Source organism: Enterobacter sp. CPE_E890, from assembly GCF_046521475.1.
Taxonomy (GTDB): domain Bacteria; phylum Pseudomonadota; class Gammaproteobacteria; order Enterobacterales; family Enterobacteriaceae; genus Enterobacter; species Enterobacter adelaidei.
Genome location: NZ_JBKFZW010000001.1, coordinates 4,302,749 through 4,328,841, shown reverse-complemented (window position 1 = coordinate 4,328,841; position 26,093 = coordinate 4,302,749). Strand labels below are relative to the sequence as shown.

Here is a 26,093-nt window from a genome sequence, read left to right as displayed (position 1 = left end):
TAAGTGGGCGTTAACACATCATGCTTTGCAGGTAATTTCTTTGCGAAAGTATTTGAAATCAATGAATTATAAAATCTCACAAAAAGTGCGGTTTAAGTGAAATCTGGGATCTCTATCAAGTTTAACAACTAAAGATAAATTGTTTACCGCCGAAAAAACATAAATCCACAAAATTAACATTCAAATAACCTGCAAGGGATGCTCACGATGTCTTCTCCAATCTATGTCAGCCAGAATGAATATCCTCTGGATGATGACACCACCTTAATGTCTACCACAGACATCCATAGCTACATTACACACGCTAACGACACGTTTGTGCAGGTGAGCGGCTATGAGCTCGACGCGCTGACGGGCCAGCCGCACAATATGGTGCGCCACCCGGATATGCCAAAGGCGGCATTTGCCGATATGTGGTACACCCTGCAACAGGGCGAGCCGTGGAGCGGGATTGTCAAAAACCGACGTAAAAACGGCGACCACTACTGGGTTCGTGCTAATGCAGTGCCGATGGTGCGTCACGGGCAGGTGACGGGCTATATGTCCATCCGCACCAGAGCCACGGAACAAGAGATTGCCACCGTGGAGCCTCTCTACCGGGCGCTGAATGACGGAAGCTGTAAGAAACGTATTCATAAAGGGCTGGTGGTACGTAAAGGCTGGTTGGGGAAACTCCCGGCAATGCCGCTGCGCTGGCGCGTTCGCAGCGTGATGGCGGTGCTTTTTGCTGTGCTTGCGGCCACGCTGGTCACGACTTCCGCAGGCTGGGTACCGCTCGCGGCGGCTGCAGTGGTGATGCTGCTGGGAACACTGATGTTTGAGCAGCAGATTGTCCGTCCGGTAGAGAATGTGGCACGTCAGGCGTTGAAAGTGGCGACCGGTGAGCGCAACAGCGTACAGCACCTGAACCGCAGCGACGAACTGGGGCTGACCTTGCGTGCGGTAGGACAACTGGGGCTGATGTGCCGCTGGTTAATCAATGATGTATCAAGCCAGGTGGTGAGCGTGCGCGATGGTAGCGACAAGCTTGCGCAGGGTAATGAAGATTTGAACGATCGCACGCGCCAGACCGTAGCGAATGTGCAGCAGACCGTCGCGACAATGAACCAGATGGCGGCTTCTGTTCAGAGTAACTCTGAAACCGCCGCAGAAGTAGACAAACTCTCCGTGGCCGCAAGCAGTGCGGCAACGAAGGGGGGGAATGCGATGCAGACCGTGGTGAAAACCATGGATGATATCGCCGACAGCACGCAGCGCATTGGTTCGATTACCTCCTTGATTAATGACATCGCTTTCCAGACCAATATTCTGGCGCTCAACGCGGCGGTTGAAGCAGCAAGGGCGGGTGAACAGGGCAAAGGTTTTGCTGTGGTCGCGGGCGAAGTTCGTCATCTCGCCAGCCGCAGCGCCAGTGCGGCTAATGATATTCGTAAGCTTATTGATGCCAGCGCCAGCAAGGTGCAGTCCGGCTCTGAACAGGTTCACGCCGCAGGCCGTACAATGGATGACATCGTTGAGCAGGTGAAAAACGTGACCCAGCTTATTGCCCAGATTAGCCACGCGACCTCCGAGCAGGCAACTGGATTGTCTGAGTTAACCCGTGCCGTGGCAGAGCTGGACAGCATCACGCAGAAAAACGCCGACCTGGTCGAGGAAAGCGCGCACATTTCCGCCATGGTGAAACACCGCGCCGGACGTCTTAAGGATGCGGTGACGGTTCTCCATTGAGTGAGTCATGTTCCAGTAAAGCCGTTTATTCCTTACGGAATAAACGGCTTTATTATTTGAGGTTGTAATTATTGATGTGTTTTATTGTTAATTTAATATTAAATAACTAAAAAAATCATCTCAGTTATTTATTCCTGCCTAAGCCAATTTTCCACGATGCTATTTTGAAAAAGCCTCATCCGATGGTTGAGTAACGATCGATGGGGCATTATTAATAGCCTCTACCTATCTATTGTGATGGTTATGAAATAAAAAAAACGATCAAAGTCATAAAGTTAGCGAATTCGTTACCGATAACAGCGATCGTCTGAGAAATAATCACATCGATGGAGAAAATATGTTCTTAAATGACGTAAAGATCGGCACGAAATTATTTCTGGCATTTGGGCTATTAATTGTCCTGATGGTGGTGAGTGCGAGTTTGTCCTTGCTGAGTCTGAACCGGGCCAATAACGGGATGCAATCTATCATTACCAGTGACTATCCTACGACGGTAAAAGCGAACCAGTTAATTGACAACTTCCAGGAATTTATTGGCACTCAGCAGCTCATGTTGCTGGATGAACAGGGGACCTATACGGCGCAATCGCAACAGCATCTGAAGGAGATCAGTGGGAAAATCACCGTGATCCTGGGGGAGCTGAACAACGCGCTGCATGATGCAAAATCACAGCAGGCACTGGCGGATATCCGCGGTGTGCGTCAGCAGTATCTGGACTCGCGTTACCGTATTTTACAGGCAGTGCAGAATAACGATCGCGCGGGTGCTATCAGGGAGATGATGACCACGACCCTTAACCTGCAGCAGGAGTACAAAGCGAAGGTGCAGGCGCTGATTGCCATTCAGAACAACGAAATGCAGTACGCAGGTGCGCAGGTTGAGGGGGATTTCAGAACCAACCGCCTGCTGCTGATCCTGATTACCCTTTTCAGCGTGGCGGCAGGCAGCCTGATTGGCTGGTTTATTGTACGCTCGATTACCCGTCCTCTGGGGCAGGCCGTGACTTTTGCTGAAGCCATCGCCGAGGGGGACCTGACCGGCAGTATCACGCCGCACGGCAAAGACGAAACGGGTCAACTGCTGCATGCGCTGATGGAGATGAAAACACGCCTGATGGACATTGTGCAGCAGGTGCAAACTGGCTCAGAGAATATCTCCAGCGCTGCCGCGCAGATTGTCGCCGGTAACCAGGATCTGGCCGCGCGCACGGAAGAGCAGGCAAGCTCTGTTGAACAGACCGCAGCTTCCATGGAGCAGATCACCGCTACGGTGAAAAACACCGCGTCGCATACCGGTGAGGCGACCACCCTCTCAGCAGACGCCGCCACGGTGGTTAAAAACAACGGTGAGATGATGAAGCAGGTGACCAGCAAAATGCGCCTGATTAATGAGACCTCGAACCGGATGTCCGACATTATCGACCTGATCGACGCCATTGCTTTCCAGACTAACATTCTGGCGTTGAATGCGGCAGTGGAAGCGGCACGTGCGGGTGAGCATGGCCGTGGCTTTGCGGTTGTGGCGGGCGAGGTGCGTCAGCTTGCTCAGAAAAGTGCATCGTCTGCCAGTGAAATTCGTGAGCTGATTGAGAGCTCCACCAGCCAGACCCAGGACGGGATGAACCTGGTCGAAAAAGCGAGTGGGCTGATCAACGGGATGGTCGGTAACGTGGAAGAGATGGACGTTATTCTGCGTGAGATCCGCCAGGCCAGCCATGAGCAGACGGAGGGGATCTCGCAGATCAACAGCGCGATTGGCCTGATTGATGCCACCACCCAGCAAAACTCTGCGCTGGTGGAGGAGTCTGTCGCGGCGGCGGCATCCCTTAACGAACAGGCGATGCACCTGAAAGAGCTGGTACGCATCTTCCGCGTGAGCGAGCGCGCACCGGCTTAATCCAGCTGGGAGATCTCCAGCGCTGCGCGGTCGATTACGCCGATGATCTGCTTAAGCTGCGCATCGCTGAGCTCTCCCTGATTGACCTTCAGATCTAATACCGCTTTGAAGTTATCCAGCGCCCGCTTCATCTGCGGGTTTTTTCGCAACTGGAAACCGACGGAACGCGCTTTGATACGCGCCTGTATGTGCGTCAGCTGTTCCTGATTTTCATCCAGCCACTGCTGACCCGCCACGGTAATCGTAATGCTCTTACGGCCGTTTTCTTCTTCCTTAATGAGGATAAAGGCCTGATCCTGTAGATAATCCAGAGTCGGGTAGATTACGCCCGGGCTTGGGGTGTAATTCCCCTGAGTCATGTTTTCGATCTCTTTGATCAGCTCGTAGCCGTGGCTCGCATTGCGCGTCAGGATATCCAGAATCACCAGACGCAGATCGCCGTGGCCAAAAAAGCGCGGTCGACGTCCGCCGCCATCGTGTTCGTGTCGCATACTGTGTCCTTCTTTTTTGATATATCTAAACTATATCTAAGATATATTCAGATGCAATCTAAAAGATCTTGCATTCTTGCTGATTAGCAATCATTATCATTTAAAATTGATTTAGATATATCGTATTCACCTGAGAAGGGTCTAAAAATGACATCTACCCGTTACCCACAGCGTGTTCGTAATGACCTGCGTTTTCGCGAGCTGACGGTGCTCCGTGCTGAGCGCGTTAGCGCGGGTTTCCAGCGCATTGTTTTAGGCGGCGAGGCGCTGGAGGGCTTTAGCTCCCGTGGCTTTGATGACCACACCAAAGTCTTTTTCCCGGCTCCAGGGACGACGTTTGTGCCTCCGGTAGTCACCGATGACGGCATCGACTGGGGTGACGGCGTACGTCCTCAGGCGCGCGACTATACGCCGCTGTATGACGCGGTAAATCATGAGCTGGTGCTCGATTTCTTCGTTCATGATGGTGGTATTGCCAGCCACTGGGCGGTCGAGGCGAAGGCGGGTGATAAGCTGACGATCGGCGGTCCACGCGGTTCGCTGGTGGTACCGGAAGATTATGCCTGGCAGCTGTATGTCTGCGATGAGTCCGGCATGCCCGCGCTGCGCCGCCGTTTAGAAGGCATCGCAAAACTGCCTGTTCGCCCGGGCGTTCATGCAGTGGTGACGGTTGGGGATGAATCTTATAAGGATTATCTGGCACACCTGAGCACGTTCGACATCACCTGGATTGTTGGCTATAGCGAGCAGGCTGTGGCGGACCATCTGGCGACGCTAACCGTTCCGGCGGAAGATTACTTTATCTGGCTGACCGGGGAAGGGAAGGTAGTGAAAAGCCTCAGCCGCCAGTTTGAATCCGAAACGATTGATCCGCAGCTGGTGCGTGCCAGCGCTTACTGGCACGCTAAATAATCAGGCTGCAGAATCCAGTTGCGCTTCGCTCACCTGATGTTCGAGCGAGGCGCGAACTTCGTGCAGCGCTTTCTCCTGCTGAGCGAAGTAGGCTTCCATATTGCTCAGCGACGACACCAGAAGCCAGGATTCCTCTTTCTCCAGCTCCGCCAGCTCGTTCACTAAAATGTCGATTTGCTCGCGGACCTGCGCCATTTTTTTGCGGATACGTTCCAGATCGTTCAGCCTGTCGCTGGCCATCAGCGGCTCGAAGCCTTGCTGCAGGCGCGCCACCAGAGAGCGTATGGCTTTGACGTCGCCACGCTGTTTGGCCTGGTTGAGCTGCACCATCATCGCGTTGGCTTCTTCTTTCAGATCGTCGGCCACCAGATCCGGGTGGCAAAGCTTGCTCGCCTGGCGCCAGAGGCGCTTCAGTTCGTTCTGATCTTCTTCCGAGAGATCCTTTCCTTTACGCAGACGCACTTCGGCATCGTGGTGCTGCTCGCGGTATTTCTCGTACTCTTCGTTGGCTTCGTCGCGCGCCTGACGCGCGGGCTCTTCTTCGCGCGTTAAGCCGCTTTCAAGCTCCAGCGCTTCGGCCAGCAGGTTGGCAATCAGGTTGCTTTGCTGCTGCAAATGTTTGCGTGCTTCAGCGGCTTGCACGGAATCGGCAGGCAGATCGCGCCAGCGCTGGGTGAGCGTTGCCAGTACTTCTACAGCCTGCGCCATATACTGCTGGCAGCGACGGTAATCTTCCTCGCGACGACGCGCTTCCGCCTGTTGACGACGCAGGTTCAGCTCCGCCAGCGTTTTGCGCAGGGCGAGGATCTGCTGCATCAGCGGGCCGAGGCGGGAGAAGTAGAGATCGTTGAACTCATCCAGCTGCTGCACCCGCGCATTGCGGCGATCTATCAGATCGCGCAGACGCTCTTCCAGCGCCTTCAGCTCCAGCTTGCTGGCCGCCACCAGCGGATCGCGCCACTGGGTGATTGCGCGTTGGCTCTGTAGCCAGGCGGTAATGGCCGCCATGGCCGCGGTGTAGTTCTTCTGCTCAAGCGCCACGACGATTGCCTGTAGCTCATCGTCAAACGCTTCATTTTTCAGGCGTGTCAGCTGGCTCTGGATGATGTCGTCATCTTCCAGTTCAATGGCATTTTTAATGATTTCTAGCCGTTTGATCGGTGTGCTCATGATGCTTTCGCTTTGGCGCTTAAGTATTTGAGTTAAGGTTAGTTGTTGTAAAAGCTACAGGAAATAATACACACGGATGATGATCGGCGCGATGGGGGATTTCTTTAGTTTTGCAGTTTGTGAAGGTGGAGGGGAAGTGAGACGCTTCACGCAGTCCGTTGAAAATCTCATATATTAATTCATTGAAACTACTAATTATTGTTAGAAAAATAAGACCAGTCCCTACGTAATATTACCAGGTAAAACCCATAATCACCCGAATAGTTTGCCCGTGACGGGCCATTTACTATCCCTCTCACTGACTATTTTTCCTGGCATCGGCGGACGACTGTTCGACGTGCGGAATATTTTTTCAACGGAGTAGAGATGAGTATGAAAGCTATTTTAGCCGCCCTGCCGATCGCGATGATCCCGGCTACGGTTCTGGCAGCAAATACCGAAGAAGGGTATTACGGTTCCGCAAAATACCTGCAGATTGAACAGCGAGCCAAAGAGATGGATACCAGTTCCCGTCCGGGTGTCGGGCAGTTTGTGGGTGGTAAACAAAAAGAGCACTTAGGCGGTGCGGCGATTGCTGCGGGATACCGGTTTGGTAATGGCTGGCGCACTGAAGGTGAATACACCTTTAAGCAGAAAACCGAATACACCAACGGCTCCAGCGCCTTCCCTAACGGTTTTGATCATCTTCAGACTGAAACAGAACGTCTGATGCTGAACGTCTATCGTGATTATGAGTTGGGCTACGGCGTCTCTGTTTACGGTACCGCAGGGCTTGGTGTGAGCAGGATTAAAGCCGACGGCTGGCAGGGTAATCCTGGCCGTGAATACGGTTCGACGACGCAAAACAACCTGACTTACGCATTAGGCGCAGGCGTAAGTTACACGCCGGTTGATCGTCTCTATGTCGATTTGGGTTATCGCTATATCGATATGGGTAAGATCGAAAGTGGATATAACAACTATGCGAACATGCGTGGCTTAAAAGATGAGCAGATGAAAGCGCACATCGTCTCTAATGAATTTACCCTTGGCATGCGTTATGTCTTTTAACCTGTTGTAAATGTCACTGCTTTAAAACAGGGCCAACGCCGTGGGAATACGGGGTTGGCTTTTTTGTGTTTTTTTTAAACTCAGATTGGCTACATTGATATTCGTTCTTCTTTATTATTTTTAATTTCATTTTTATTTTCCAAAGAACGCTTGTAGTTTACAACCTGTAAATTAGCACGAATAAATTGCCACAGTGAAAACAACCATACTACACCGATAGTCAGGTATATATATGCCAAAGCAAGTAAATATTTTTTAGATGTGTTTATTGTGGCTATTTCTTGTTCAAGCCACCGTTGATAAGATTGGCTGTTATTCAACAGCTTATTGCATGCCAGAGCAAAAACTGAGTCATTAGGTATTAGCTTACGGGAGTTTATACAATCTTCTTTGCTATGGATTGTTGCATTGTTAATAGTACCAGATTGCGATGTAATTATTAATGTATCTTTGGATAAATAATAAGTAAATGTTCCAAAATCAATTTTGGCAAAACCATACGCTATAGAGTTTTGCGTATACCAAAAAAAAGAACCTGTCAAAATTAACATCGTGCCGAGAATAATTGATGTTATTTTTTTCCTGGTAGGCATTTTTTTGGTGATATCGCCCCAGGAGCTAGTAAGGAGGAAAGATGATGGTTTTAATTTTCCTTCATTCAGTCCAAGCTGGATTAAACGGATGTCATTAATGTTTGAGATGTTGATGCCATTTATGATTTTAAATAATTGAATATCAAACCATTTATTATCCATGTGTTTCATTTTTGAGTCTGTATACCCTACACCAAAATAGCGTAATGCAAATCGTAATAAATTCGACAAACCATGCGCCCTATTCAGGGCTACAGCAAAGAGAGTTGCGTAGACAACGTAACGTGTAAAATCCTTATTGCCCAATAAATTACCGATCATGTTTAGCCTCAATGTTGTGGGTAATGACTCCAACTTATTGATAGTGTTTTATGTTCAGATAATGCCCGATGACTTTGTCATGCAGCTCCACCGATTTTGAGAACGACAGCGACTTCCGTCCCAGCCGTGCCAGGTGCTGCCTCAGATTCAGGTTATGCCGCTCAATTCGCTGCGTATATCGCTTGCTGATTACGTGCAGCTTTCCCTTCAGGCGGGATTCATACAGCGGCCAGCCATCCGTCATCCATATCACCACGTCAAAGGGTGACAGCAGGCTCATAAGACGCCCCAGCGTCGCCATAGTGCGTTCACCGAATACGTGCGCAACAACCGTCTTCCGGAGCCTGTCATACGCGTAAAACAGCCAGCGCTGGCGCGATTTAGCCCCGACATAGCCCCACTGTTCGTCCATTTCCGCGCAGACGATGACGTCACTGCCCGGCTGTATGCGCGAGGTTACCGACTGCGGCCTGAGTTTTTAAGTGACGTAAAATCGTGTTGAGGCCAACGCCCATAATGCGGGCGGTTGCCCGGCATCCAACGCCATTCATGGCCATATCAATGATTTTCTGGTGCGTACCGGGTTGAGAAGCGGTGTAAGTGAACTGCAGTTGCCATGTTTTACGGCAGTGAGAGCAGAGATAGCGCTGATGTCCGGCAGTGCTTTTGCCGTTACGCAACACCCCGTCAGTAGCTGAACAGGAGGGACAGCTGATAGAAACAGAAGCCACTGGAGCACCTCAAAAACACCATCATACACTAAATCCAGTAAGTTGGCAGCATCACCAATGTTGTGTGATACGTTATAAAACGGCATTAAGTCGAAAATCTTTAACGTGTGGAGTAATTGGTTGCTTATAAATGCTCTCGCATCTCTCAGCAACTCGCTCATGCGCTGCGCAACATGATTCGCACCCGCCTAAGGTTTTGGAGCCTAAGCATTTTTCATTTTTTTCTTCAAAACATATCGCCAGACCGTGTCAGTGCTGGCGGCGTTTAAGCAAACCATATACAAAAATGCGCGATGCCAATCGTGGTGCGGGCTGGCGTGATATTGTGTTGGAGTCTGAAACTGAAAAAAATTCTTGGATACGTTGCTAATGACTGGTTATTCTTTGTTCGAGTTCAGAGCAATAGGGATGAGATATGGACGCTAAACCGGTTGCATTAGGGATTCTCGATGGGATCTCCTCTATACCAAATACAGCTTACATGGGGGTTGTAAGAAGCTGGGAGGGAAGCGGACTTGCCGGGGAAAGCGCCAAACAAAGAAACCAGGTTGAGACGTAGCGTTTTTTCTATATGCTCAAGAGCTTGGGTAATGCTGAGTCACCTTTGCGAAGGCTGATTACTATCGTTTTCACCTCGTTCTATCAGAAACTCAATGATGAAGGTAAAGAGGCCGTAAACAATAAATTGGGTTACGGAGCCGGAAGCATTGGTGGGCGAACAGGTGGGCAAATTGTACTGGCTCAGACAACCGCAAGTCTGATGTTGAATCGCTTGGCGATTGATCAGGCGTACAAACATTTTATCCGGTTCAGTGCTTCAGCCGCGTTAAACGTCGTGATGTTTCAGGGGATTATTGAAGAATCAGCCAGAGCGTCAAGACGGATGAAAGCCAAATATCCCTCTACATACGCCAGGGTGTCAAAAGAGAATCTGGATATGGTCTACTTTCTCGTTGAACAGCAGTTAGAGCCTTACCTCGTGTTCATTGAAGGACATCCTATGGATTGCAAAGGAATACAGAATGAAATTTGTAAAATCGTTAATGTCCCACGCAATTGAGGGAACCATCACCTCTCTGGCTGTGATTTTTGCTATGGGGTCATTCTTCTGGTTTGAAAGTACATGGATGAAATTCGCCGGGTGTTTTGGGGCATTGATAGTTGGCTATGTGCTTTCATACGGGGCGGCAAAAATCAGAGGCGGGTAATAAAAAAATCATACAATGCTATGCAGGATGCAGCCTGGCGAATGCTTGAGAAAAAAATCCAGGGGACAAAAAGGGGACACTCGCAATTCCCACAACAAAAAAGCCACTCACTAGAGTGGCTTAATTATATGATTATAAAGCTAAAATTTGGTGGCCCCTGCTGGACTTGAACCAGCGACCAAGCGATTATGAGTCGCCTGCTCTAACCACTGAGCTAAGGGGCCATGGCGGTGAATTATAAAGTAACTCCCCTCAGCAATCCAGCCATTCAAACCTGCCTGCTGTTTTTATAAACAACGCATAATCAATCCTTTATACTTCCATAACGATGTATCAGTGGGAGTAAAGATGATCAACGACATTCTGGCCCCCGGGCTGCGGGTGGTGTTCTGCGGGATTAACCCGGGTAAGTCCTCGGCGCACACCGGTTTTCACTTCGCCCATCCGGGGAATCGTTTCTGGAAGGTTATCCATCAGGCGGGGTTTACTGACCGTTTGCTCAAGCCCGAAGAAGAGCAACACCTTCTGGATACGCGCTGCGGTATCACCATGCTGGTCGAGCGTCCTACGGTGCAGGCAACGGAGGTCAACCTGCATGAACTGCGTAGCGGCGGGCGGGAGCTGATCAAGAAAATAGACGATTATCAGCCGGCAGCTCTGGCAATCCTCGGTAAGCAGGCCTACGAGCAGGCGTTTAGCCAGCGTGGAACGAAGTGGGGCAAGCAGAGCATTATGATTGGCGTTACGCAGGTGTGGGTGTTGCCGAACCCGAGCGGGCTCAACAGAGCAACACTGGATAAGTTGGTGGAGGCTTATCGGGAGCTGGATGAGGCGTTGATGGTGCGGGGGCTTTAGGGGCCTCTCCGGCCTGATGCCCTCGCCCTGAGAGGGAATAAACAAAAAAAAAGCTCCCCGAAGGGAGCTTCTTCACTGTCAGGACTGATTAGTCGTCCAGGAAGCTACGCAGCACTTCAGAGCGGCTTGGATGACGCAGTTTACGCAGCGCCTTCGCTTCGATCTGACGGATACGTTCGCGGGTAACGTCAAACTGTTTACCCACTTCTTCCAGCGTGTGGTCGGTGTTCATGTCGATACCGAAACGCATACGCAGAACTTTTGCTTCACGGGCGGTCAGGCCAGCCAGAACGTCGTGCGTAGCGGCACGCAGGCTCTCGGTGGTGGCAGAGTCCAGCGGCAGCTCGAGGGTGGTATCCTCGATGAAATCACCCAGATGCGAATCTTCATCATCACCGATTGGTGTTTCCATGGAGATTGGCTCTTTGGCGATCTTCAGCACTTTACGGATTTTGTCTTCTGGCATCAGCATGCGCTCAGCCAGCTCTTCCGGCGTCGGTTCGCGACCCATCTCCTGCAGCATCTGGCGAGAAATACGGTTGAGCTTGTTGATGGTCTCAATCATATGCACCGGAATACGGATGGTGCGCGCCTGATCCGCGATAGAGCGGGTGATCGCCTGACGGATCCACCAGGTTGCATAGGTGGAGAACTTGTAGCCACGACGGTATTCAAACTTATCTACCGCTTTCATCAGACCGATGTTGCCTTCCTGAATCAGATCCAGGAACTGCAGACCACGGTTGGTGTATTTCTTAGCGATAGAGATAACCAGACGCAAGTTCGCTTCAACCATCTCTTTCTTCGCACGGCGGGCTTTCGCTTCACCAATGGACATACGACGGTTGATGTCTTTAACCTGTTCGATGGTCAGGCCGGTCTCTTCTTCAATCTGTTGCAGCTTCTGCAGGCCACGATGCACATCGTCCTTCACGTCGTGCAGTTTTTCAGACCACGGCTTGTTCATCGCGATAGCTGCGTTGAACCAGGTTTCGCTGGTTTCGTTGCCGGTGAAGAGGGTGATGAAGTTCTTCTTCGGCATTTTGCACTGCTCAACGCACAGCTTCATGATGATGCGTTCCTGGGTACGTACGCGATCCATCATCACGCGCATGCTGTTCACCAGGTAGTCGAACTGTTTTGGCACCAGGCGGAACTGTTTGAACACTTCAGACAGTTTCAGGATCTCTTCCTGAGCGGCGGCATGGCTGCGGCCTTTCGCTTTGATGGTGTCACGCGTCACTTCGTACTGGGTACGCAGTTCGGCAAACTTCTCACGCGCCAGTTCAGGGTCGATGCTGTTGTCATCATCGCTGCTGTCGTCGTCGCCGTCTTCCTCATCTTCGTCTTCGTCATCATCCATCTCTTCCTGAGACAGTTCAGAACCGACGTGAGTGGCGGTGGGTGCCATATCTTCTTCGGCGTTCGGGTCGACAAAACCGGTGATCAGGTCCGACAGGCGCGCTTCTTCCGCTTCAACGCGATCGTACTGCTCCAGCAGATAGGTGATCGCTTCCGGGTATTCGGCAACAGAGCACTGAACCTGGTTGATCCCGTCTTCGATGCGTTTTGCGATGTCAATTTCGCCTTCGCGGGTCAACAGTTCAACGGTACCCATTTCGCGCATGTACATGCGGACCGGGTCAGTGGTACGCCCGATTTCAGATTCCACGCTGGACAGTACCTGTGCAGCAGCTTCTTCCGCATCTTCATCAGTGTTGTTGGAGGTTTCAGCCAGCAACAGATCATCGGCATCCGGTGCTTCTTCCATCACCTGAATGCCCATGTCATTGATCATTTGGATGATGTCTTCGATTTGATCTGAATCGACGATATCTTCCGGCAGATGGTCATTGACCTCGGCATAGGTCAGATAGCCTTGCTCCTTACCGCGTTGGACAAGAAGTTTCAGCTGTGACTGCGGGTTTTGCTCCATAAGACGGTATCCACACTTAATTCGTTTGATTGGTGTCGGCGATGGGGCTGCCAACCTTTAAAGCGAGGGCGTACTTATATTTTTGCCGCTGCCTCTCAGTGCGGCTGCCGGGGGCTTCCCGATCGATATTCGGCACTTAAGCCGTTAAATTCTTTTATTTCTTCGCCAGTTCCTGGTTAATCATCCAGAGTTCCCGGCGTTCTTCGCTGCTTAAGCCGTGCGTGCGCTCGCGAGCAATCAACTCTTCCTGGCGCAGCTCAAGCATCGAATCAAACATATGGTTGAGTGAGTCGGTGAACGTTTTTTCTGCAATATCCTTATCTGCTATATCGTCCCACATCGACAGTTTTTCAAGGGTTGCGGCCTCTTTTGTACCGCGATAATGCTCTAAAAGTTGTCCGGTGGTCAGACCTGGCTGTGACAAACAAGTGTTGACCAGTTCTGAAAATAAGCCAAGTCCAGGTAACTTTTCGTGGTTCAAACCTGCCAGCGATGGCACTTGCGGAGCAAGTTCGGGGTTTTGTACCAGTAACCCTATCAGTATACGCATGGTTGTGCGTTTTAGCTGAGGCACGGGGCGAACCGCGCCGTTTTCAGCCTGTTTTGGCATTAAACGTTCAAGCTGGCTGTCATCAAGGATGCCGAGCTTGTTGCCTAATTCCTGACGCAGGTAGATGCGCAGCGTTTCGCCCGGCACCTGGCTGATTAACGGCAGTGCCAGCGTACTGAGCTGCGCGCGCCCGTCAGGGGTACTCAAATCCACCTGCGGCATCAGGCTGTTAAACAAAAACGTGGAGAGTGGCTGAGCCTGCTCCATCCGCGCTTCAAACGCCGCTTTGCCCTCTTTACGCACCAGCGTATCCGGGTCTTCACCGTCGGGCAGGAACATAAAGCGCAATTGACGCCCGTCGGTCATGTAAGGAAGTGCCGTTTCCAGCGCGCGCCAGGCTGCATCCCGTCCTGCGCGGTCACCGTCGTAACAGCAGATGACATTGTTGGTCACCCTGAACAGCAACTGAATATGATCGGCCGTGGTGGACGTCCCTAACGACGCAACGGCGTAGTTAATGTCGTACTGCGCCAGTGCAACGACGTCCATATAGCCTTCGACGACCAGAAGACGCGGAGGTTCCGCATTATATTGCTGCGCCTCATAAAGGCCATACAGCTGACGGCCTTTATGGAAAATATCGGTTTCCGGGGAGTTGAGGTATTTCGGCAGGGCATCACCCAATACGCGACCACCAAAACCTATTACCCGTCCACGCTTGTCGCGGATCGGGAACATCACCCGTTCGCGGAAGCGGTCGTAGCTTCGTCCCTGGTCATTGGTGACCAGCATGCCTGCATCGATGAGGGATTTACGATCTTCGCTATTGCCGCCAAAACGCTTTAACACGTTATCCCAGCCGGGCGGGGCGTAACCAATAGCGAAACGCGCAATGACATCGTCGCTCAGTCCGCGCTTGTTCAGATACTGACGCGCAGGCTCAGCCGCAGAGTGCTTAAGAGACTGTTGGTAAAACGAATTCAGGCCATCCATCAGCTGATACAGCGTTTGCCGTTGATGGCGCTCTATCTGGCTTGGCCCACTGCCTGCTTCATACGGCACTTCAAGGTTATGCATTGCCGCCAGTTCTTCGACGGTTTCAACGAACTCGAGCTTGTCGTAGTTCATTAAAAAATCAACGGCGTTACCGTGAGCACCACAGCCGAAGCAATGGTAAAACTGCTTTTCACCGTTTACGGTGAAGGAGGGGGTTTTTTCGTTATGGAACGGACAGCACGCATGGTAGTTCTTGCCCTGCTTTTTCAGCTTTACCCGCGCGTCGATGAGATCGACGATGTCGGTTCTGGCGAGCAGGTCATTGATGAAAACGCGTGGGATTCTTCCGGCCATATGCCCCAAAAATTTAAGCGACTTATAAACGAAAACAAGCCGCGCATTCCTTCCGGAAGCACGGCCTTACGACTATTACTCTGTCTGTCAATTGAGGGCTGAGGCCCTCAACCAATTAGTACAGACGAGTACGGCGTGCGTTTTCGCGAGCCAGTTTCTTCGCGTGACGTTTCACTGCAGAAGCTTTAGCGCGCTTACGTTCGGTCGTTGGTTTTTCATAGAACTCACGACGACGAACTTCAGCCAGAACACCTGCTTTCTCGCATGAACGTTTGAAGCGACGCAGTGCTACGTCGAACGGCTCGTTTTCACGTACTTTAATTACCGGCATGTAACTCTCACCTTTAATAAATTCGGTTTGCCGCTGGCATCAACGCCAGCTTATTTCAAAATGGTGCGGAATTTTACTGCAAATGCTGCTGCTTTGTAAAGCACCGATGCGATTTTGAAAGGGACTTTAATAAGGGTGAGGAGTATACACGAGCCTTCTTCCTGGGGCGAACAAAGTTTTACATCAACCCGCCCAGGCTCTACACTGCGCGGTATTGAAACGAGGTAAAACAAGTCATGCGTGTACTGGGTATTGAAACATCCTGCGATGAAACCGGCATCGCCATTTACGACGACGAGAAAGGGCTTCTGGCCAACCAACTGTATAGTCAGGTGAAATTACATGCTGACTACGGCGGCGTCGTGCCAGAACTGGCCTCTCGTGACCACGTGCGTAAAACGGTTCCCCTGATTCAGGCGGCACTGAAAGAGGCCGGGTTGAGTTCAACAGATATTGATGCCGTAGCGTATACCGCAGGCCCGGGTCTGGTCGGTGCCCTGCTGGTGGGTGCAACGGTTGGGCGTTCGCTGGCCTTTGCATGGGATGTGCCGGCCATTCCGGTTCACCATATGGAAGGGCATCTGCTGGCGCCGATGCTGGAAGATAACCCACCTGAGTTTCCGTTTGTGGCACTGCTGGTTTCTGGCGGTCATACCCAGCTGATTAGCGTGACGGGCATTGGCAAGTATGAGCTGCTGGGCGAGTCGATCGACGACGCCGCCGGTGAAGCGTTCGATAAAACCGCCAAGCTGCTGGGGCTGGATTATCCTGGCGGCCCAATGCTTTCTAAGATGGCGTCGCAGGGTACGGAAGGGCGCTTTGTCTTCCCGCGTCCGATGACCGACCGTCCGGGGCTGGACTTCAGCTTCTCTGGCCTGAAAACCTTCGCAGCCAATACCATTCGTAATAACGATGATAGCGAGCAGACCCGCGCCGATATCGCCCGCGCGTTCGAAGATGCGGTAGTCGATACGCTGATGATCAAGTGCAAACGCGCGCTGGATCAGACCGGCTTTAAGCGTCTGGTGATGGCTGGTGGCGTCAGCGCCAACCGTACGCTGCGTGCGAAGCTCGCAGAGATGATGCAAAAGCGTCGCGGCGAAGTGTTCTACGCGCGTCCGGAATTTTGTACCGACAACGGTGCGATGATTGCCTACGCCGGGATGGTACGTCTCAACGCTGCAACGTCCGATCTGAGCGTCTCCGTGCGTCCGCGCTGGCCGCTGGCGGAACTGCCTGAGGCGTGATTTTTTTGCCCGGTGGCGCAGCGCCTCCGGGCAATAAACCGCACTACACCCGCAACATCCCTTTCTCTTCTAAAAAACCAATAATCGTCGCTAACCCGTCACCTGCCTTCAGGTTGGTAAAGGTCCACGGACGTTCACCGCGCATGCGGTTGGTGTCGCGCTCCATCACCTCCAGCGAAGCACCCACGTACGGCGCGAGATCGGTTTTGTTGATCACCAGGAAATCGGATTTGGTGATCCCTGGCCCTCCCTTGCGCGGGATCTTCTCCCCCTCGGCCACGTCGATCACGTAGATCGTCAGATCTGCCAGTTCGGGACTGAAGGTCGCACTCAGGTTATCGCCGCCACTTTCAACGAAGATCAGATCCAGATTACCGAATTTCTCGCTTAATGCTTCTACAGCGGCCAGGTTCATCGAGGCATCTTCACGGATGGCGGTATGCGGGCAGCCTCCGGTCTCCACGCCCACGATGCGTTCCGGTTCCAGCGCGCCCGCTTCGGTCAGGATGCGCTGATCCTCTTTGGTGTAGATATCGTTTGTCACCACCGCCAGGTGATAGGTGTCGCGCATCGCTTTGCACAGTGCTTCCAGCAACGCAGTTTTGCCCGACCCTACCGGGCCGCCGACGCCGACGCGCAGGGGATGTTTGTAATCAGCCATATTGACTCCTCAGGAACGGAATAGTCGTGAATATTGTGTTTCGTGGCGCGCAGAGGCGATAGCGGACAGCGGTGTCGCCGCGCCTATCTCGTCATCACTGCGCAAAAATGCCTGTTCAAGCCCGTCGGCAAAATGGTTGCTCAGGTCGATAATCAGCTGCTGCGCGGCCTGTTGCCCAAACGGCACCAGCTTCACGCCTGCCATGACCGCGCTCTCTATCCAGCTGTAGCCGAGACTCAGAGCCAGCTCGCGCACGCCGATGCCCCAGCGCACGCCGAGCCACGCCATGCCGCAGAGCTGGCTTTGCGTAAACAGCGGCAGCCATTCGGGCGAGCAGTCCGGCTCCCAGCTTTTGATGAGGCGCGTAAAGGCCGCTCCGCGATTGCGCTCCTCTTCACGGAGTTCGCGCGTTTCCCGGCAGGCGAGCAGATACGCTGTCCAGCGTTTGGCTGTAACGAGATCCTGTTGCTCACAGGCCTGATACAGGCGGATAAACAGCGGTAGATCGACGCAGAAAAAACTCTGCTCCATCTGCTGCGTCTGCCAGCGTTTGAAGGCATCGGTACTCGTGACCCAACCGGCTTCAACAGCCCATTCCAGCCCCTGTGACCAGGTAAATGACCCGACCGGCAGGCTGCTGCTGGAAAGCTGCATCAGGCGCAGCCACTGGCGGGCGTGCTCCATTAGCTCATCAGCGCCAGCAGGGCGGAGACAATCAGTCCGCCGCCGAAGGTTTTACGCAGCCCATCGTGACGGCGCAGCAGCAACCCTGCGGCAAAACTGGCGCACAGTACGGTGGCGCTGGCAAACATGAACCCGCTGGTGAACAGCCAGAAGCTGTGGCCGGACATCTCCACACCGTGCGCCCAGCCGTGGAACATCGCCAGGGCAGGGACTGCCAGCAGCAGACGGTTTTCGGTTTTAAACATCATCACGCCGCAGACCGCCAGCGAGGCGATAATCAGCATCTCCATGCCGCTAAAGCCACCAAGCAGACTGCCCGCAATGGCGCCGACAAGCATCATGCCGAGGGTGGCAAAGGGCAGTATCAACTTGCGGCCGCTCAGGGCGGAGAGCACGCCTGCACCTGTCAGCATCAGCAGATGATCGAGGCCGGTCAGCGGGTGGAAAAATCCGGCATGGAAGCTGTCGGCTCCGTGTCCCGGATGTGCCAGCGCAGGCAGGGAAAAGGCCAGCAGTAACAGGGGTAAGTACTTGCGCATGATTAATCCTTAATGTGAATGAGCGTGAGAGTGGCTATGACTATGAGCCTCGCTGGTGTAGGCCCCTGCTTCGGGTTCAAATGGCAGGCTGGCAAACGTCACCTCGAGCCCGAACTGGCGCAGCATATCGTCGAGAACATGATCGTGGTGATAGCGCAGCTCGCCGGGCATGATTTGCAGCGGTACGTGACGGTTGCCCAGGTGATAGCAGGCGCGGGCGAGCAGGAACGGATCGGCGCAGCGCACCACAGAGACGGACTCCGCGGCAGCGATCACTTCAATCACCTCACTGCCGTCGTCGGTGGTCAGCAGGTCTCCGCCGCGCAGCAGCAAGCCGCGCGGCAGCATTAGCCCGGCTTCGCGCCCGTCGTTCAGCGCCACGCGGGCGCGGCTTTTCACCCGCACGTCAATCGGCAGCGTGACGCTGGAGGTTACGGGATGGGCATGGTCCAGGCGTTGGGTTAAATAGATCATCATCACTCCTCAAAACAGGAAATAGCGTTGCGCCATCGGCAGAACGTCAGCCGGTTCGCTGGTAATCAGTTCGCCGTCGACGCGCACTTCATAGGTCTGCGAATCAACGGTGATATTCGGCTGAAGGCCGTTGTGGATCATGTCCGCCTTTTTCACCGTCCGGCAGCCTTTCACCACGGCGGTGCCACTTTGCAGATTGAGCTGTTGCGGGATGCCGTTCGTACTGGCGGCCTGCGAGACAAACGTCAGCCGCGTGGCGTGGCGCGCGGCACCGAGTGAGCCAAACATCGGGCGGTAATGGACTGGCTGCGGCGTGGGGATCGAGGCGTTGATATCACCCATTGGCGCGCAGGCGATCATCCCGCCTTTGACGATGGTGGCGGGTTTCACGCCAAAGAAGGCCGGTGACCAGACCACCAGGTCAGCCAGTTTTCCTGCCTCAATGGAACCCACTTCATGGGCGATACCGTGGGTCAGCGCCGGGTTGATGGTGTATTTGGCGACATAGCGCTTTACGCGGAAGTTGTCGTTATCGCCAGTCTCTTCCGGCAGGGGGCCGCGCTGCACCTTCATGCGGTGCGCCACCTGCCAGGTGCGGATAATCACTTCCCCCACGCGGCCCATCGCCTGAGAATCTGACGAGGTGAGCGAAAATGCGCCGATATCGTGCAGCACATCTTCAGCGGCGATGGTTTCACGGCGAATACGTGATTCCGCAAAGGCGACGTCCTCAGCAATATCCGGATCGAGGTGATGGCAGACCATCAGCATGTCGAGATGCTCGTCGATGGTGTTCACCGTGTACGGCAGCGTCGGGTTGGTAGAGGAGGGCAGAATATTCGGGTGCGCGCAGGCGGTGATGATATCCGGCGCGTGGCCGCCGCCCGCGCCTTCGGTGTGGAAGGTGTGGATGGTACGCCCGCCAATCGCCGCCAGCGTATCTTCGACAAACCCGGATTCGTTCAGCGTGTCGCTGTGCAGCGCCACCTGTATATCCATCTCGTCTGCGACCTCCAGAGAACAATTGATGGCGGCAGGCGTGGCACCCCAGTCTTCGTGGATCTTAAGCCCGATAGCACCGGCGGCGATCTGCTCGCGCAGAGCGTCCGGGTTTGAGCCGTTACCCTTGCCGAGCAGACCAATATTCACCGGCAGCGTATCTGCGGCCTGTAACATGCGGGCGATATACCACGGCCCCGGCGTGCAGGTCGTGGCGTTGGTGCCTGCAGCGGGCCCGGTACCGCCGCCGATCATGGTCGTGACGCCGGAGACCAGCGCCTCTTCCGCCTGCTGCGGGCAGATCCAGTGAATGTGGGTGTCGATCCCGCCGGCGGTGATGATCTTCCCCTCGGCGGCAATTACTTCCGTTGCCGCGCCAATCGGGATCGTCACGCCGGGCTGAATATCCGGGTTACCGGCTTTACCGACGGCGAAGATCCGCCCGTTCTTCACGCCGATATCGGCTTTCACGATCCCCCAGTGATCAACTATCAGCGCGTTGGTGAGAACCAGATCCACGCATTGATCCGTTGTCATTTGTCCTTGACCCATGCCGTCGCGGATCACTTTTCCGCCGCCGAATTTGACCTCTTCACCGTAAACAGTGAGATCCTCTTCCACTTCGATCCACAGCTCGCTGTCGGCCAGCCGCACTTTATCGCCCGTGGTGGGGCCGAACATGTCGGCGTAGGCCTGACGTGTAATTTCAGCCATTGCTCACCTCTCCCATCACCTCTCCCATCACCTCACCGCGAAAACCGACAATGCGCTTCGCGCCGCTGATCTGAACCAGCGTCACTTCGCGTTTTTGGCCGGGTTCGAAACGTACGGCGGTCCCGGCCGGAATATTCAGCCGGTAGCCTTTGGTTATCGCCCGGTCGAACTTCAGCGCCGGGTTGACCTCGTAAAAGTGGTAGTGCGATCCCACCTGGATCGGCCTGTCACCGTGGTTTTCGACGATTACACTCTGCGTTGCTCGCCCTACGTTGATGGCAATATTTCCGGGCTGGATCTGGTATTCACCTGGGATCATCACGCGCTCCTTAGACGATCGGGTTATGGACAGTGACGAGCTTTGAACCGTCGGGGAAGGTGGCTTCTACCTGAATGTCGGGGATCATCTCGGGTACACCTTCCATCACCTGGTCGCGTGTGAGGACATGGCGGCCCGCCTCCATCAGTGAGGCGACGGTTTCGCCATCGCGCGCACCTTCCATAATAAAGGCGCTGATCAACGCGACGGATTCCGGATAATTGAGCTTTACCCCGCGTGCAAGGCGGCGTTCGGCAACCAGCGCGGCGGTGAACAGCAACAGCTTGTCTTTTTCTCTGGGGGTCAGTTCCATAACGTTTCTCTTATGTCTGCCAGATACGCGGCGAACAGGCAGTTTTGTGGGATAAAAGCGGGCGAAGCGACTGCCAGATATCGCGCATCACTCGCTGACAAATCAGGTTATCGTGAGAGAGAAAGCGCACCGACAGCAGATCGTCAGTAAGGGTTGCCCCGGCAACGTTTTCCAGTGGTGTAAGCAGTTCACGTACCCTGTCGAGATGCTCTTCCCTGGCCGGATAGAACAGCAGCGTGCCGACCCACGGATGCCCGGCAACGGGCGTGAGATCGCCATCGCTAAGATGCTGACGCTCAATCAGGCGAGGTTCGTCTTCAATCCAGATTTCAAGGCGGCTCTCCAGCCTGCCGTGGCTGAAGGTCTCACCGATCACCGGGCGCCCCAGACAGTACAGCTCCCAGGCCATCAATGTACTGGAGGCCTTCAGGTGGAAAACGGAGCGCAGCGCGGCGTTCGCGCCGGGAAAGATAATGGTGTCCTGCGGCAACCACTCCAGCGTGGCGTCTTCATCGAGATAAAAGTGCTGGCTCAGACGAGCCTGCGGGCCACTGCTGCGATAGAACTTACTGGCACCGGGCATGGTGATGAGCACATGGCTTTTGGCGTCCAGCCGAACAGAAATGTCCAGCGTATCGCCACCCACAATTCCGCCGGGTGGATGCAGCAGGTAAAGGTGGCAGGTATCCCCTTCCGGGTAAAACGGACGCTGAACCGTAAGTGGCCCGAGGTGATGAGCGGAATGCAGGAGGGTTTTCTCAGACGTGTGACAAAACTGCAGGGCAAGCGACGCCTGCCAGCCTTTATACGTAGTATCAGTGACCTGAGCTGCTAACATGCTGCATCCATTTGCTCACCATCGGGATACGTTTCAGTATGCCCTGGCGGAAATGAAGGCTGTCATATGAGTCGCTTATGGATACGTTATCTGCTGCGGGTGTCGCGCGATTACTCCGGCTCTTTTTTCTTTCTCTTGAGCTTTGTCCAGATTTTGGTCTCCTGGCGACGCCACAGGCGCTGGATATTGTCGTGATGACGCAGCAGGATAAGGCAAGAGAGCATCGACACCGGGAAGGTGAATTGAGGTTTGAACCACCAGACGTAAAACGGGGCGATCAGCGCGCTGACAATGGCACCCAGTGACGAGTAGCCGCTCAGAAGAATGGTCAGCAGCCAGGTGCCGGCCATGACGCCGGTTAAGTCCCAGCCGATAGGCGCAATGGCACCAAAGGCGGTTGCAACGCCTTTGCCACCTTTAAATCCGAAGAATACAGGCCAGATGTGGCCGACACAGGCAGCGATGGCAATGAGCCCCAGCCAGAACGGCGTGACGCCCAGCGCATATGCGCCCCAGACGGGTAGCATCCCTTTCAGAACATCAAAAATCAAAACCGCTACGGCTGCACCCTTGCCGCCAATTCGTAGTACGTTGGTCGCCCCCGGGTTCCCGGAACCACTTTCACGCGGGTCGGGTAACCCTGCAATGCGGCAGACCAGAATGGCGCTGGAGATTGAGCCGCAAAGATAGGCGAGGAGGATCATTCCAGGCGCGATTGCACTCATAACGCTGTTCCGTTTTGAAAATGTATCTGTATTCTCAGCATCTGTGGATAATACGCATAATTCGCCGGAAGTGGTATCCGGTTTAGCCAAAAAGCAGGCAGGTCGTGATGGATATTGTATTTATAGAGCAACTTTCGGTAATCACCACTATTGGTGTTTACGACTGGGAACAGACCATTGAGCAGAAGCTGGTGTTCGATATCGAAATGGGCTGGGATAACCGTAAGTCAGCAAAAAGTGATGACGTGAATGACTGTCTGAGCTATGCCGATATCAGTGAAACGGTCATCGCCCACGTTGAAGGGCAACGTTTTGCGCTGGTCGAACGGGTGGCTGAAGAAGTCGCAGAATTGCTGCTGAAAAAATTCAATTCACCGTGGGTGCGCATTAAGTTAAGTAAACCAGGAGCAGTGGCGCGCGCCACCAATGTTGGCGTTATTATTGAGCGTGGCACAAATCTGAAAGGCAAGATTTAACGTCATAATAGCTAAACCATTTTAGGTTATACCGGTCTTAACGCTGTATCTTTCTCGGTTGTCCGAATGGGGCACCGTTTTTTTATATCTTCTTAGGGGTTTATAGATGAGCGATATGCACTCGCTGCTGGTGGCGGCAATACTGGGTGTGGTCGAAGGATTGACGGAGTTTTTGCCGGTTTCCAGTACGGGCCATATGATTATCGTTGGCCATCTGCTGGGCTTTGAAGGCGATACCGCTAAAACGTTTGAAGTGGTCATCCAACTGGGTTCTATTCTGGCGGTAGTGGTGATGTTCTGGCGTCGTCTGTTTGGTCTGATCGGCATCCACTTTGGCCGTCCGCCTCAGCACGAAGGTATGGGTAAAGGCCGACTGTCACTGATCCATATTCTGCTCGGGATGATCCCTGCGGTGGTGCTGGGTCTGGTGTTCCACGACGCCATTAAATCTCTGTTTAACCCGATTAATGTGATGTACGCGTTGGTCGTGGGTGGTTTCCTGCTGATCGCGGCGGAAGTGCTGAAGCCGAAAACCCCGCGTGCGGAAGGTCTGGATGACATGACCTACCGTCAGGCGTTTATGATTGGTTGCTTCCAGTGCCTGGCACTGTGGCCGGGCTTCTCACGTTCAGGCGCGACCATTTCTGGCGGGATGCTGATGGGCGTAAGCCGTTATGCGGCCTCTGAGTTTTCGTTCCTGCTGGCAGTACCGATGATGATGGGGGCCACTGCACTCGACGTCTACAAAAGTATTGGGTTCCTCACCACGGGTGACATTCCGATGTTCGCCGTTGGTTTCATCACCGCCTTTATCGTGGCGCTGATTGCCATTAAAACTTTCTTGCAGTTGATTAAGCGTATCTCGTTTATTCCGTTCGCGATCTATCGCTTTATCGTGGCGGCAGCGGTTTACGTGGTCTTCTTCTGACCGATTGCCCTCAGTCTTTCGGCTGAGGGCAATGCTTTTCTTTCCAGTCTGTCACCGCCTGAATCCGACGTCTGGTGAGTTCTTCACGGATCTCAGGTCCTTTAAAGCCCGCTTCGACAACATCCTTCGTTGGCACCGCTTTCGCGACTTCCCAGGCTTTACGCAATAAACGTCCCTGCGGGTAATCACACGCTTCAAACCCGGTGCGCCCACGCACGTCAGCTTCACTGGTCAGGGCGATTTGCTCCACGCGGTGAGGTTTGCGCCAGGCGTCGATGTTATCGAACAGCTTGACGATGGTGGCCGGTTTCAGGATGGGGAAGGTGTGGATCAGGTCGTGGAACTCGGCCACCAGTTTCGCCAGATCGCGGATCTCATTCGGGACGCGCAGACGCTGACAAAGCCCCTCGACCAGCTTCACGCCTGCCGGGCCATGCCCGTGATGACGCGGCCAGAACTCTTTTGGCGTTAAGCCTTTGCCGAGATCGTGGCACAGGGTGGAAAAACGGATGTCGACCTCGGGGCTGAGCATAGCCGCCATACTGAGCGTCATCAGGGTATGAACGCCGGTATCAATTTCCGGGTGCCATTTCGCCGGTGCAGGGACACCAAACAGTGCGTCGATTTCCGGGAACAGCACCTTCAGCGCGCCGCTGTCGCGCAGGACCTGGAAAAAGACCTGCGGGTTGCGCGTAGTGAGAGCATTTTCCGTCTCTTTCCAGACGCGCTCTGGCGTCAGGTGTTCAAGTTCACCCGCCTCGGTCATGGCGGTCATCAGCGCCATTGTCTCATCGGCAATACGGAAACTCAGGTGGGCATAACGCGCGGCAAAACGCGCCACGCGCAGAACGCGGAGCGGATCTTCAGAAAACGCCGGGGAGACGTGACGTAAAAGGCGGTTACGCAGATCGTCCTGACCGCCGTAAGCGTCAATAATCTGACCCTGCTCGTCCTGTGCCAGCGCGTTGATGGTGAGATCGCGGCGCAGGAGATCTTGCTCCAGCGTGACATCCGGCGCGGCATAACAGGTGAAACCCGTGTAGCCAGAACCGGATTTCCGTTCGGTACGCGCGAGGGCGTACTCTTCCCGGCTTTTTGGGTGCAGGAATACGGGAAAATCGCGGCCTACCTGCTGGTAGCCCGCGTTGAGCATCTCTTCGGGGGTGGCACCGACCACCACCCAGTCTTTATCTTTGACCGGCAGACCTAACAACGCATCACGTACCGCACCACCGACCAGATAACTCTTCACGCCCTACACTCCCGTTTTCTCTTTTTCCAGGATCATACGTAAGTCTGGCAGAGAAGACGAGTTAGTTCATCCAGCGGTCTTTACGCTTACGGCTTGGGATCAGATGCGGCAGCACCAGACCGAGCACCAGACCCACGCCCAGCACGCCACCGCCATACATAAACCACTGCATGATGATGGTGCGCTGTTTGTCGTCGAGCTGCAGATTGGCGGCATTCACTTTCTTCTGCGCGACAATCAGCTCGTTTTTGAGTTTTTGGTTCTCTTCTTTCAGACCGTTGATCACACCGTCACTCTGCGCCACTTTCTGCTGCATTTCAGCGGTGCGTTGGTTCCAGGTTCCGTCGATGTTATTCAGCTTGTCGGTCAGGGTTTTCACCTGGTTTTCCAGATCCGGTACGCGGGTGCGCAGGCTTGGCACGGTGCTCAGCTCTTTCAGCGGGATCCAGGACGTACGGCCGGTACTGTCGCGAACCTGGCCATAGTTGGTGTCCGCGTTGGTCTGTAACAGGGTGACTTCCTCGCCGGCATTTACCGTGCCCACGAGGCGATAATTATCTCCGGGGCCACTGCGTACCCAGGTGTTCAGTTCGTCAGAAACGTAACGCTTCTCTTCAGCGTGCACGGTGGTTGCGGCGCTAAAAGCGAGTAAAGTAAGTCCAATCAGGCGTAATTTAAGCATCATTAGTCGTTATTTTCATAAATAGTGGAACGATAGTAGTGGCAACAGTGTCTCTACGCAAAGCATTCGTCAGCAATCAGAATCATCTGTGTCACGACTCTACACATTTACGCCCGTCA

Annotated in this window: 27 protein-coding genes and 1 tRNA gene; 9 read left to right on the top strand and 19 right to left on the bottom strand. The window is 53.7% G+C overall.

The features are described from left to right. Positions 1 to 207: 207 nt before the first annotated feature. Both ACLHV9_RS21370 and ACLHV9_RS21365 read left to right on the top strand, forming a co-directional pair. Entirely contained in the window at positions 208 to 1,728 is a 1,521-nt protein-coding gene (locus tag ACLHV9_RS21370; protein WP_108090497.1) for a PAS domain-containing methyl-accepting chemotaxis protein, read from the top strand. Positions 1,729 to 2,065: 337 nt separating this feature from the next. Then, positions 2,066 to 3,625 carry a methyl-accepting chemotaxis protein gene (locus tag ACLHV9_RS21365; RefSeq protein ID WP_129324154.1) on the top strand — a complete coding sequence of 520 codons (1,560 nt, stop codon included), beginning with the start codon at positions 2,066 to 2,068 and terminating at the stop codon, positions 3,623 to 3,625. On the opposite strand, the gene ACLHV9_RS21360 is transcribed toward ACLHV9_RS21365, so the two are convergent. Beyond that, positions 3,622 to 4,116 carry a PadR family transcriptional regulator gene (locus tag ACLHV9_RS21360; protein ID WP_049007650.1) on the bottom strand — a complete coding sequence of 165 codons (495 nt, stop codon included), beginning with the start codon at positions 4,114 to 4,116 and terminating at the stop codon, positions 3,622 to 3,624. The genes ACLHV9_RS21365 and ACLHV9_RS21360 overlap by 4 nt on opposite strands. A gap of 147 nt (positions 4,117 to 4,263) precedes the next feature. Between ACLHV9_RS21360 and ACLHV9_RS21355 the strand changes: the two genes are divergently transcribed. Beyond that, complete coding sequence (locus ACLHV9_RS21355; RefSeq protein ID WP_108090495.1) at positions 4,264 to 5,028, top strand: siderophore-interacting protein; 765 nt, start codon at positions 4,264 to 4,266, stop codon at positions 5,026 to 5,028. On the opposite strand, the gene ACLHV9_RS21350 is transcribed toward ACLHV9_RS21355, so the two are convergent. Next, positions 5,029 to 6,198 carry a DNA repair protein gene (locus ACLHV9_RS21350; protein WP_407221057.1) on the bottom strand — a complete coding sequence of 390 codons (1,170 nt, stop codon included), beginning with the start codon at positions 6,196 to 6,198 and terminating at the stop codon, positions 5,029 to 5,031. Positions 6,199 to 6,564: 366 nt separating this feature from the next. Here ACLHV9_RS21350 and ACLHV9_RS21345 point away from each other — a divergent pair, with 366 nt between their 5' ends. After that, entirely contained in the window at positions 6,565 to 7,248 is a 684-nt protein-coding gene (locus ACLHV9_RS21345) for an outer membrane protein (RefSeq protein ID WP_028017126.1), read from the top strand. Positions 7,249 to 7,337: 89 nt separating this feature from the next. Here ACLHV9_RS21345 and ACLHV9_RS21340 read toward each other — a convergent pair whose 3' ends face one another. Next, the gene (locus tag ACLHV9_RS21340; RefSeq protein WP_028017127.1) at positions 7,338 to 8,162 is read right to left on the bottom strand and encodes a hypothetical protein; all 825 of its coding nucleotides are present in this window, start codon (positions 8,160 to 8,162) and stop codon (positions 7,338 to 7,340) included. Between the two features lie 34 nt (positions 8,163 to 8,196). Next, positions 8,197 to 8,893, bottom strand: a protein-coding gene (locus ACLHV9_RS21335) for an IS1-like element IS1A family transposase (protein ID WP_370610343.1) whose coding sequence is annotated in 2 segments (ribosomal slippage) — positions 8,197 to 8,641 and positions 8,640 to 8,893 — 699 coding nt in all. Because the reading frame shifts where the segments join, the coding sequence is not laid out codon by codon here. 571 nt (positions 8,894 to 9,464) lie between these two features. Here ACLHV9_RS21335 and ACLHV9_RS21330 point away from each other — a divergent pair. After that, complete coding sequence (locus ACLHV9_RS21330) at positions 9,465 to 9,953, top strand: hypothetical protein (RefSeq protein WP_032666808.1); 489 nt, start codon at positions 9,465 to 9,467, stop codon at positions 9,951 to 9,953. Positions 9,954 to 10,249: 296 nt separating this feature from the next. Here ACLHV9_RS21330 and ACLHV9_RS21325 read toward each other — a convergent pair. Next, positions 10,250 to 10,325 (bottom strand) — tRNA-Ile (locus tag ACLHV9_RS21325). A 124-nt stretch (positions 10,326 to 10,449) separates the two neighbouring features. Here ACLHV9_RS21325 and mug point away from each other — a divergent pair. After that, a complete protein-coding gene (gene mug / locus ACLHV9_RS21320; protein WP_028021370.1) occupies positions 10,450 to 10,956 on the top strand; it encodes a G/U mismatch-specific DNA glycosylase in 507 nt (168 codons plus the stop codon). Positions 10,957 to 11,044: 88 nt separating this feature from the next. On the opposite strand, the gene rpoD is transcribed toward mug, so the two are convergent. The 3 genes from rpoD to rpsU all read right to left on the bottom strand — a co-directional run bounded on the left by rpoD (position 11,045) and on the right by rpsU (position 15,123). Continuing rightward, entirely contained in the window at positions 11,045 to 12,892 is a 1,848-nt protein-coding gene (rpoD, locus tag ACLHV9_RS21315) for an RNA polymerase sigma factor RpoD (RefSeq protein ID WP_028017129.1), read from the bottom strand. Between the two features lie 154 nt (positions 12,893 to 13,046). Further along, positions 13,047 to 14,792 (bottom strand): DNA primase, encoded by a 1,746-nt coding sequence (dnaG, locus tag ACLHV9_RS21310; RefSeq protein ID WP_407221056.1) that lies wholly within the window; start codon positions 14,790 to 14,792, stop codon positions 13,047 to 13,049. A 115-nt stretch (positions 14,793 to 14,907) separates the two neighbouring features. Continuing rightward, positions 14,908 to 15,123: a 30S ribosomal protein S21 gene (gene rpsU, locus ACLHV9_RS21305; RefSeq protein WP_001144069.1), complete on the bottom strand. Its 216-nt coding sequence runs from the start codon at positions 15,121 to 15,123 to the stop codon at positions 14,908 to 14,910. A 236-nt stretch (positions 15,124 to 15,359) separates the two neighbouring features. On the opposite strand from rpsU, the gene tsaD reads away from it, so the two are divergent. Then, a complete protein-coding gene (gene tsaD / locus ACLHV9_RS21300) occupies positions 15,360 to 16,370 on the top strand; it encodes a tRNA (adenosine(37)-N6)-threonylcarbamoyltransferase complex transferase subunit TsaD (protein ID WP_407221055.1) in 1,011 nt (336 codons plus the stop codon). A 43-nt stretch (positions 16,371 to 16,413) separates the two neighbouring features. Here the strand turns inward: tsaD and ureG are convergent, their stop codons facing one another. From ureG to plsY, 9 genes are all read right to left on the bottom strand, one after another. After that, a complete protein-coding gene (gene ureG, locus ACLHV9_RS21295) occupies positions 16,414 to 17,031 on the bottom strand; it encodes an urease accessory protein UreG (RefSeq protein ID WP_028017131.1) in 618 nt (205 codons plus the stop codon). Between the two features lie 9 nt (positions 17,032 to 17,040). Beyond that, the gene (locus ACLHV9_RS21290; protein ID WP_049005077.1) at positions 17,041 to 17,715 is read right to left on the bottom strand and encodes an urease accessory protein UreF; all 675 of its coding nucleotides are present in this window, start codon (positions 17,713 to 17,715) and stop codon (positions 17,041 to 17,043) included. Further along, positions 17,715 to 18,254, bottom strand: coding sequence for a HupE/UreJ family protein (locus ACLHV9_RS21285; RefSeq protein ID WP_049005076.1), 540 nt, complete (start codon positions 18,252 to 18,254; stop codon positions 17,715 to 17,717). The genes ACLHV9_RS21290 and ACLHV9_RS21285 overlap by 1 nt, the downstream gene beginning before the upstream one ends. Positions 18,255 to 18,263: 9 nt before the next feature. Next, positions 18,264 to 18,728: an urease accessory protein UreE gene (gene ureE / locus ACLHV9_RS21280; RefSeq protein WP_108090491.1), complete on the bottom strand. Its 465-nt coding sequence runs from the start codon at positions 18,726 to 18,728 to the stop codon at positions 18,264 to 18,266. 9 nt (positions 18,729 to 18,737) lie between these two features. Then, positions 18,738 to 20,441: an urease subunit alpha gene (ureC, locus tag ACLHV9_RS21275; protein WP_108090490.1), complete on the bottom strand. Its 1,704-nt coding sequence runs from the start codon at positions 20,439 to 20,441 to the stop codon at positions 18,738 to 18,740. Further along, the gene (locus tag ACLHV9_RS21270) at positions 20,434 to 20,760 is read right to left on the bottom strand and encodes an urease subunit beta (RefSeq protein WP_108090489.1); all 327 of its coding nucleotides are present in this window, start codon (positions 20,758 to 20,760) and stop codon (positions 20,434 to 20,436) included. The genes ureC and ACLHV9_RS21270 overlap by 8 nt, the downstream gene beginning before the upstream one ends. Before the next feature lie 10 nt (positions 20,761 to 20,770). Then, the gene (locus ACLHV9_RS21265) at positions 20,771 to 21,073 is read right to left on the bottom strand and encodes an urease subunit gamma (protein ID WP_003862556.1); all 303 of its coding nucleotides are present in this window, start codon (positions 21,071 to 21,073) and stop codon (positions 20,771 to 20,773) included. 10 nt (positions 21,074 to 21,083) lie between these two features. Further along, complete coding sequence (locus ACLHV9_RS21260; RefSeq protein ID WP_108090488.1) at positions 21,084 to 21,911, bottom strand: urease accessory protein UreD; 828 nt, start codon at positions 21,909 to 21,911, stop codon at positions 21,084 to 21,086. A 110-nt stretch (positions 21,912 to 22,021) separates the two neighbouring features. Continuing rightward, positions 22,022 to 22,636, bottom strand: coding sequence for a glycerol-3-phosphate 1-O-acyltransferase PlsY (plsY, locus tag ACLHV9_RS21255; RefSeq protein ID WP_028017138.1), 615 nt, complete (start codon positions 22,634 to 22,636; stop codon positions 22,022 to 22,024). A 107-nt stretch (positions 22,637 to 22,743) separates the two neighbouring features. On the opposite strand from plsY, the gene folB reads away from it, so the two are divergent. Both folB and bacA read left to right on the top strand, forming a co-directional pair. Continuing rightward, the gene (folB, locus tag ACLHV9_RS21250; protein ID WP_028017139.1) at positions 22,744 to 23,112 is read left to right on the top strand and encodes a bifunctional dihydroneopterin aldolase/7,8-dihydroneopterin epimerase; all 369 of its coding nucleotides are present in this window, start codon (positions 22,744 to 22,746) and stop codon (positions 23,110 to 23,112) included. A 106-nt stretch (positions 23,113 to 23,218) separates the two neighbouring features. Continuing rightward, the gene (gene bacA / locus ACLHV9_RS21245) at positions 23,219 to 24,040 is read left to right on the top strand and encodes an undecaprenyl-diphosphate phosphatase (RefSeq protein ID WP_032666809.1); all 822 of its coding nucleotides are present in this window, start codon (positions 23,219 to 23,221) and stop codon (positions 24,038 to 24,040) included. A 10-nt stretch (positions 24,041 to 24,050) separates the two neighbouring features. On the opposite strand, the gene ACLHV9_RS21240 is transcribed toward bacA, so the two are convergent. Together ACLHV9_RS21240 and ACLHV9_RS21235 are read right to left on the bottom strand one after the other, a co-directional pair. Then, a complete protein-coding gene (locus ACLHV9_RS21240; protein ID WP_108090487.1) occupies positions 24,051 to 25,292 on the bottom strand; it encodes a multifunctional CCA addition/repair protein in 1,242 nt (413 codons plus the stop codon). A gap of 61 nt (positions 25,293 to 25,353) precedes the next feature. Beyond that, positions 25,354 to 25,974, bottom strand: a complete 621-nt coding sequence (locus ACLHV9_RS21235) for a TIGR04211 family SH3 domain-containing protein (protein WP_028017142.1) — start codon at positions 25,972 to 25,974, stop codon at positions 25,354 to 25,356. Positions 25,975 to 26,093: the final 119 nt, after the last annotated feature.

Bases quoted from the DNA above. Each gene is read 5' to 3' on its own strand.
- ACLHV9_RS21370 (WP_108090497.1), top strand. From the start codon at position 208: ATGTCTTCTCCAATCTATGTCAGCCAGAATGAATATCCTCTGGATGAT.
- ACLHV9_RS21365 (WP_129324154.1), top strand. From the start codon at position 2,066: ATGTTCTTAAATGACGTAAAGATCGGCACGAAATTATTTCTGGCATTT.
- ACLHV9_RS21360 (WP_049007650.1), bottom strand. From the start codon at position 4,116: ATGCGACACGAACACGATGGCGGCGGACGTCGACCGCGCTTTTTTGGC.
- ACLHV9_RS21355 (WP_108090495.1), top strand. From the start codon at position 4,264: ATGACATCTACCCGTTACCCACAGCGTGTTCGTAATGACCTGCGTTTT.
- ACLHV9_RS21350 (WP_407221057.1), bottom strand. From the start codon at position 6,198: ATGAGCACACCGATCAAACGGCTAGAAATCATTAAAAATGCCATTGAA.
- ACLHV9_RS21345 (WP_028017126.1), top strand. From the start codon at position 6,565: ATGAGTATGAAAGCTATTTTAGCCGCCCTGCCGATCGCGATGATCCCG.
- ACLHV9_RS21340 (WP_028017127.1), bottom strand. From the start codon at position 8,162: ATGATCGGTAATTTATTGGGCAATAAGGATTTTACACGTTACGTTGTC.
- ACLHV9_RS21330 (WP_032666808.1), top strand. From the start codon at position 9,465: ATGCTCAAGAGCTTGGGTAATGCTGAGTCACCTTTGCGAAGGCTGATT.
- mug (WP_028021370.1), top strand. From the start codon at position 10,450: ATGATCAACGACATTCTGGCCCCCGGGCTGCGGGTGGTGTTCTGCGGG.
- rpoD (WP_028017129.1), bottom strand. From the start codon at position 12,892: ATGGAGCAAAACCCGCAGTCACAGCTGAAACTTCTTGTCCAACGCGGT.
- dnaG (WP_407221056.1), bottom strand. From the start codon at position 14,792: ATGGCCGGAAGAATCCCACGCGTTTTCATCAATGACCTGCTCGCCAGA.
- rpsU (WP_001144069.1), bottom strand. From the start codon at position 15,123: ATGCCGGTAATTAAAGTACGTGAAAACGAGCCGTTCGACGTAGCACTG.
- tsaD (WP_407221055.1), top strand. From the start codon at position 15,360: ATGCGTGTACTGGGTATTGAAACATCCTGCGATGAAACCGGCATCGCC.
- ureG (WP_028017131.1), bottom strand. From the start codon at position 17,031: ATGGCTGATTACAAACATCCCCTGCGCGTCGGCGTCGGCGGCCCGGTA.
- ACLHV9_RS21290 (WP_049005077.1), bottom strand. From the start codon at position 17,715: ATGGAGCACGCCCGCCAGTGGCTGCGCCTGATGCAGCTTTCCAGCAGC.
- ACLHV9_RS21285 (WP_049005076.1), bottom strand. From the start codon at position 18,254: ATGCGCAAGTACTTACCCCTGTTACTGCTGGCCTTTTCCCTGCCTGCG.
- ureE (WP_108090491.1), bottom strand. From the start codon at position 18,728: ATGATCTATTTAACCCAACGCCTGGACCATGCCCATCCCGTAACCTCC.
- ureC (WP_108090490.1), bottom strand. From the start codon at position 20,441: ATGGCTGAAATTACACGTCAGGCCTACGCCGACATGTTCGGCCCCACC.
- ACLHV9_RS21270 (WP_108090489.1), bottom strand. From the start codon at position 20,760: ATGATCCCAGGTGAATACCAGATCCAGCCCGGAAATATTGCCATCAAC.
- ACLHV9_RS21265 (WP_003862556.1), bottom strand. From the start codon at position 21,073: ATGGAACTGACCCCCAGAGAAAAAGACAAGCTGTTGCTGTTCACCGCC.
- ACLHV9_RS21260 (WP_108090488.1), bottom strand. From the start codon at position 21,911: ATGTTAGCAGCTCAGGTCACTGATACTACGTATAAAGGCTGGCAGGCG.
- plsY (WP_028017138.1), bottom strand. From the start codon at position 22,636: ATGAGTGCAATCGCGCCTGGAATGATCCTCCTCGCCTATCTTTGCGGC.
- folB (WP_028017139.1), top strand. From the start codon at position 22,744: ATGGATATTGTATTTATAGAGCAACTTTCGGTAATCACCACTATTGGT.
- bacA (WP_032666809.1), top strand. From the start codon at position 23,219: ATGAGCGATATGCACTCGCTGCTGGTGGCGGCAATACTGGGTGTGGTC.
- ACLHV9_RS21235 (WP_028017142.1), bottom strand. From the start codon at position 25,974: ATGCTTAAATTACGCCTGATTGGACTTACTTTACTCGCTTTTAGCGCC.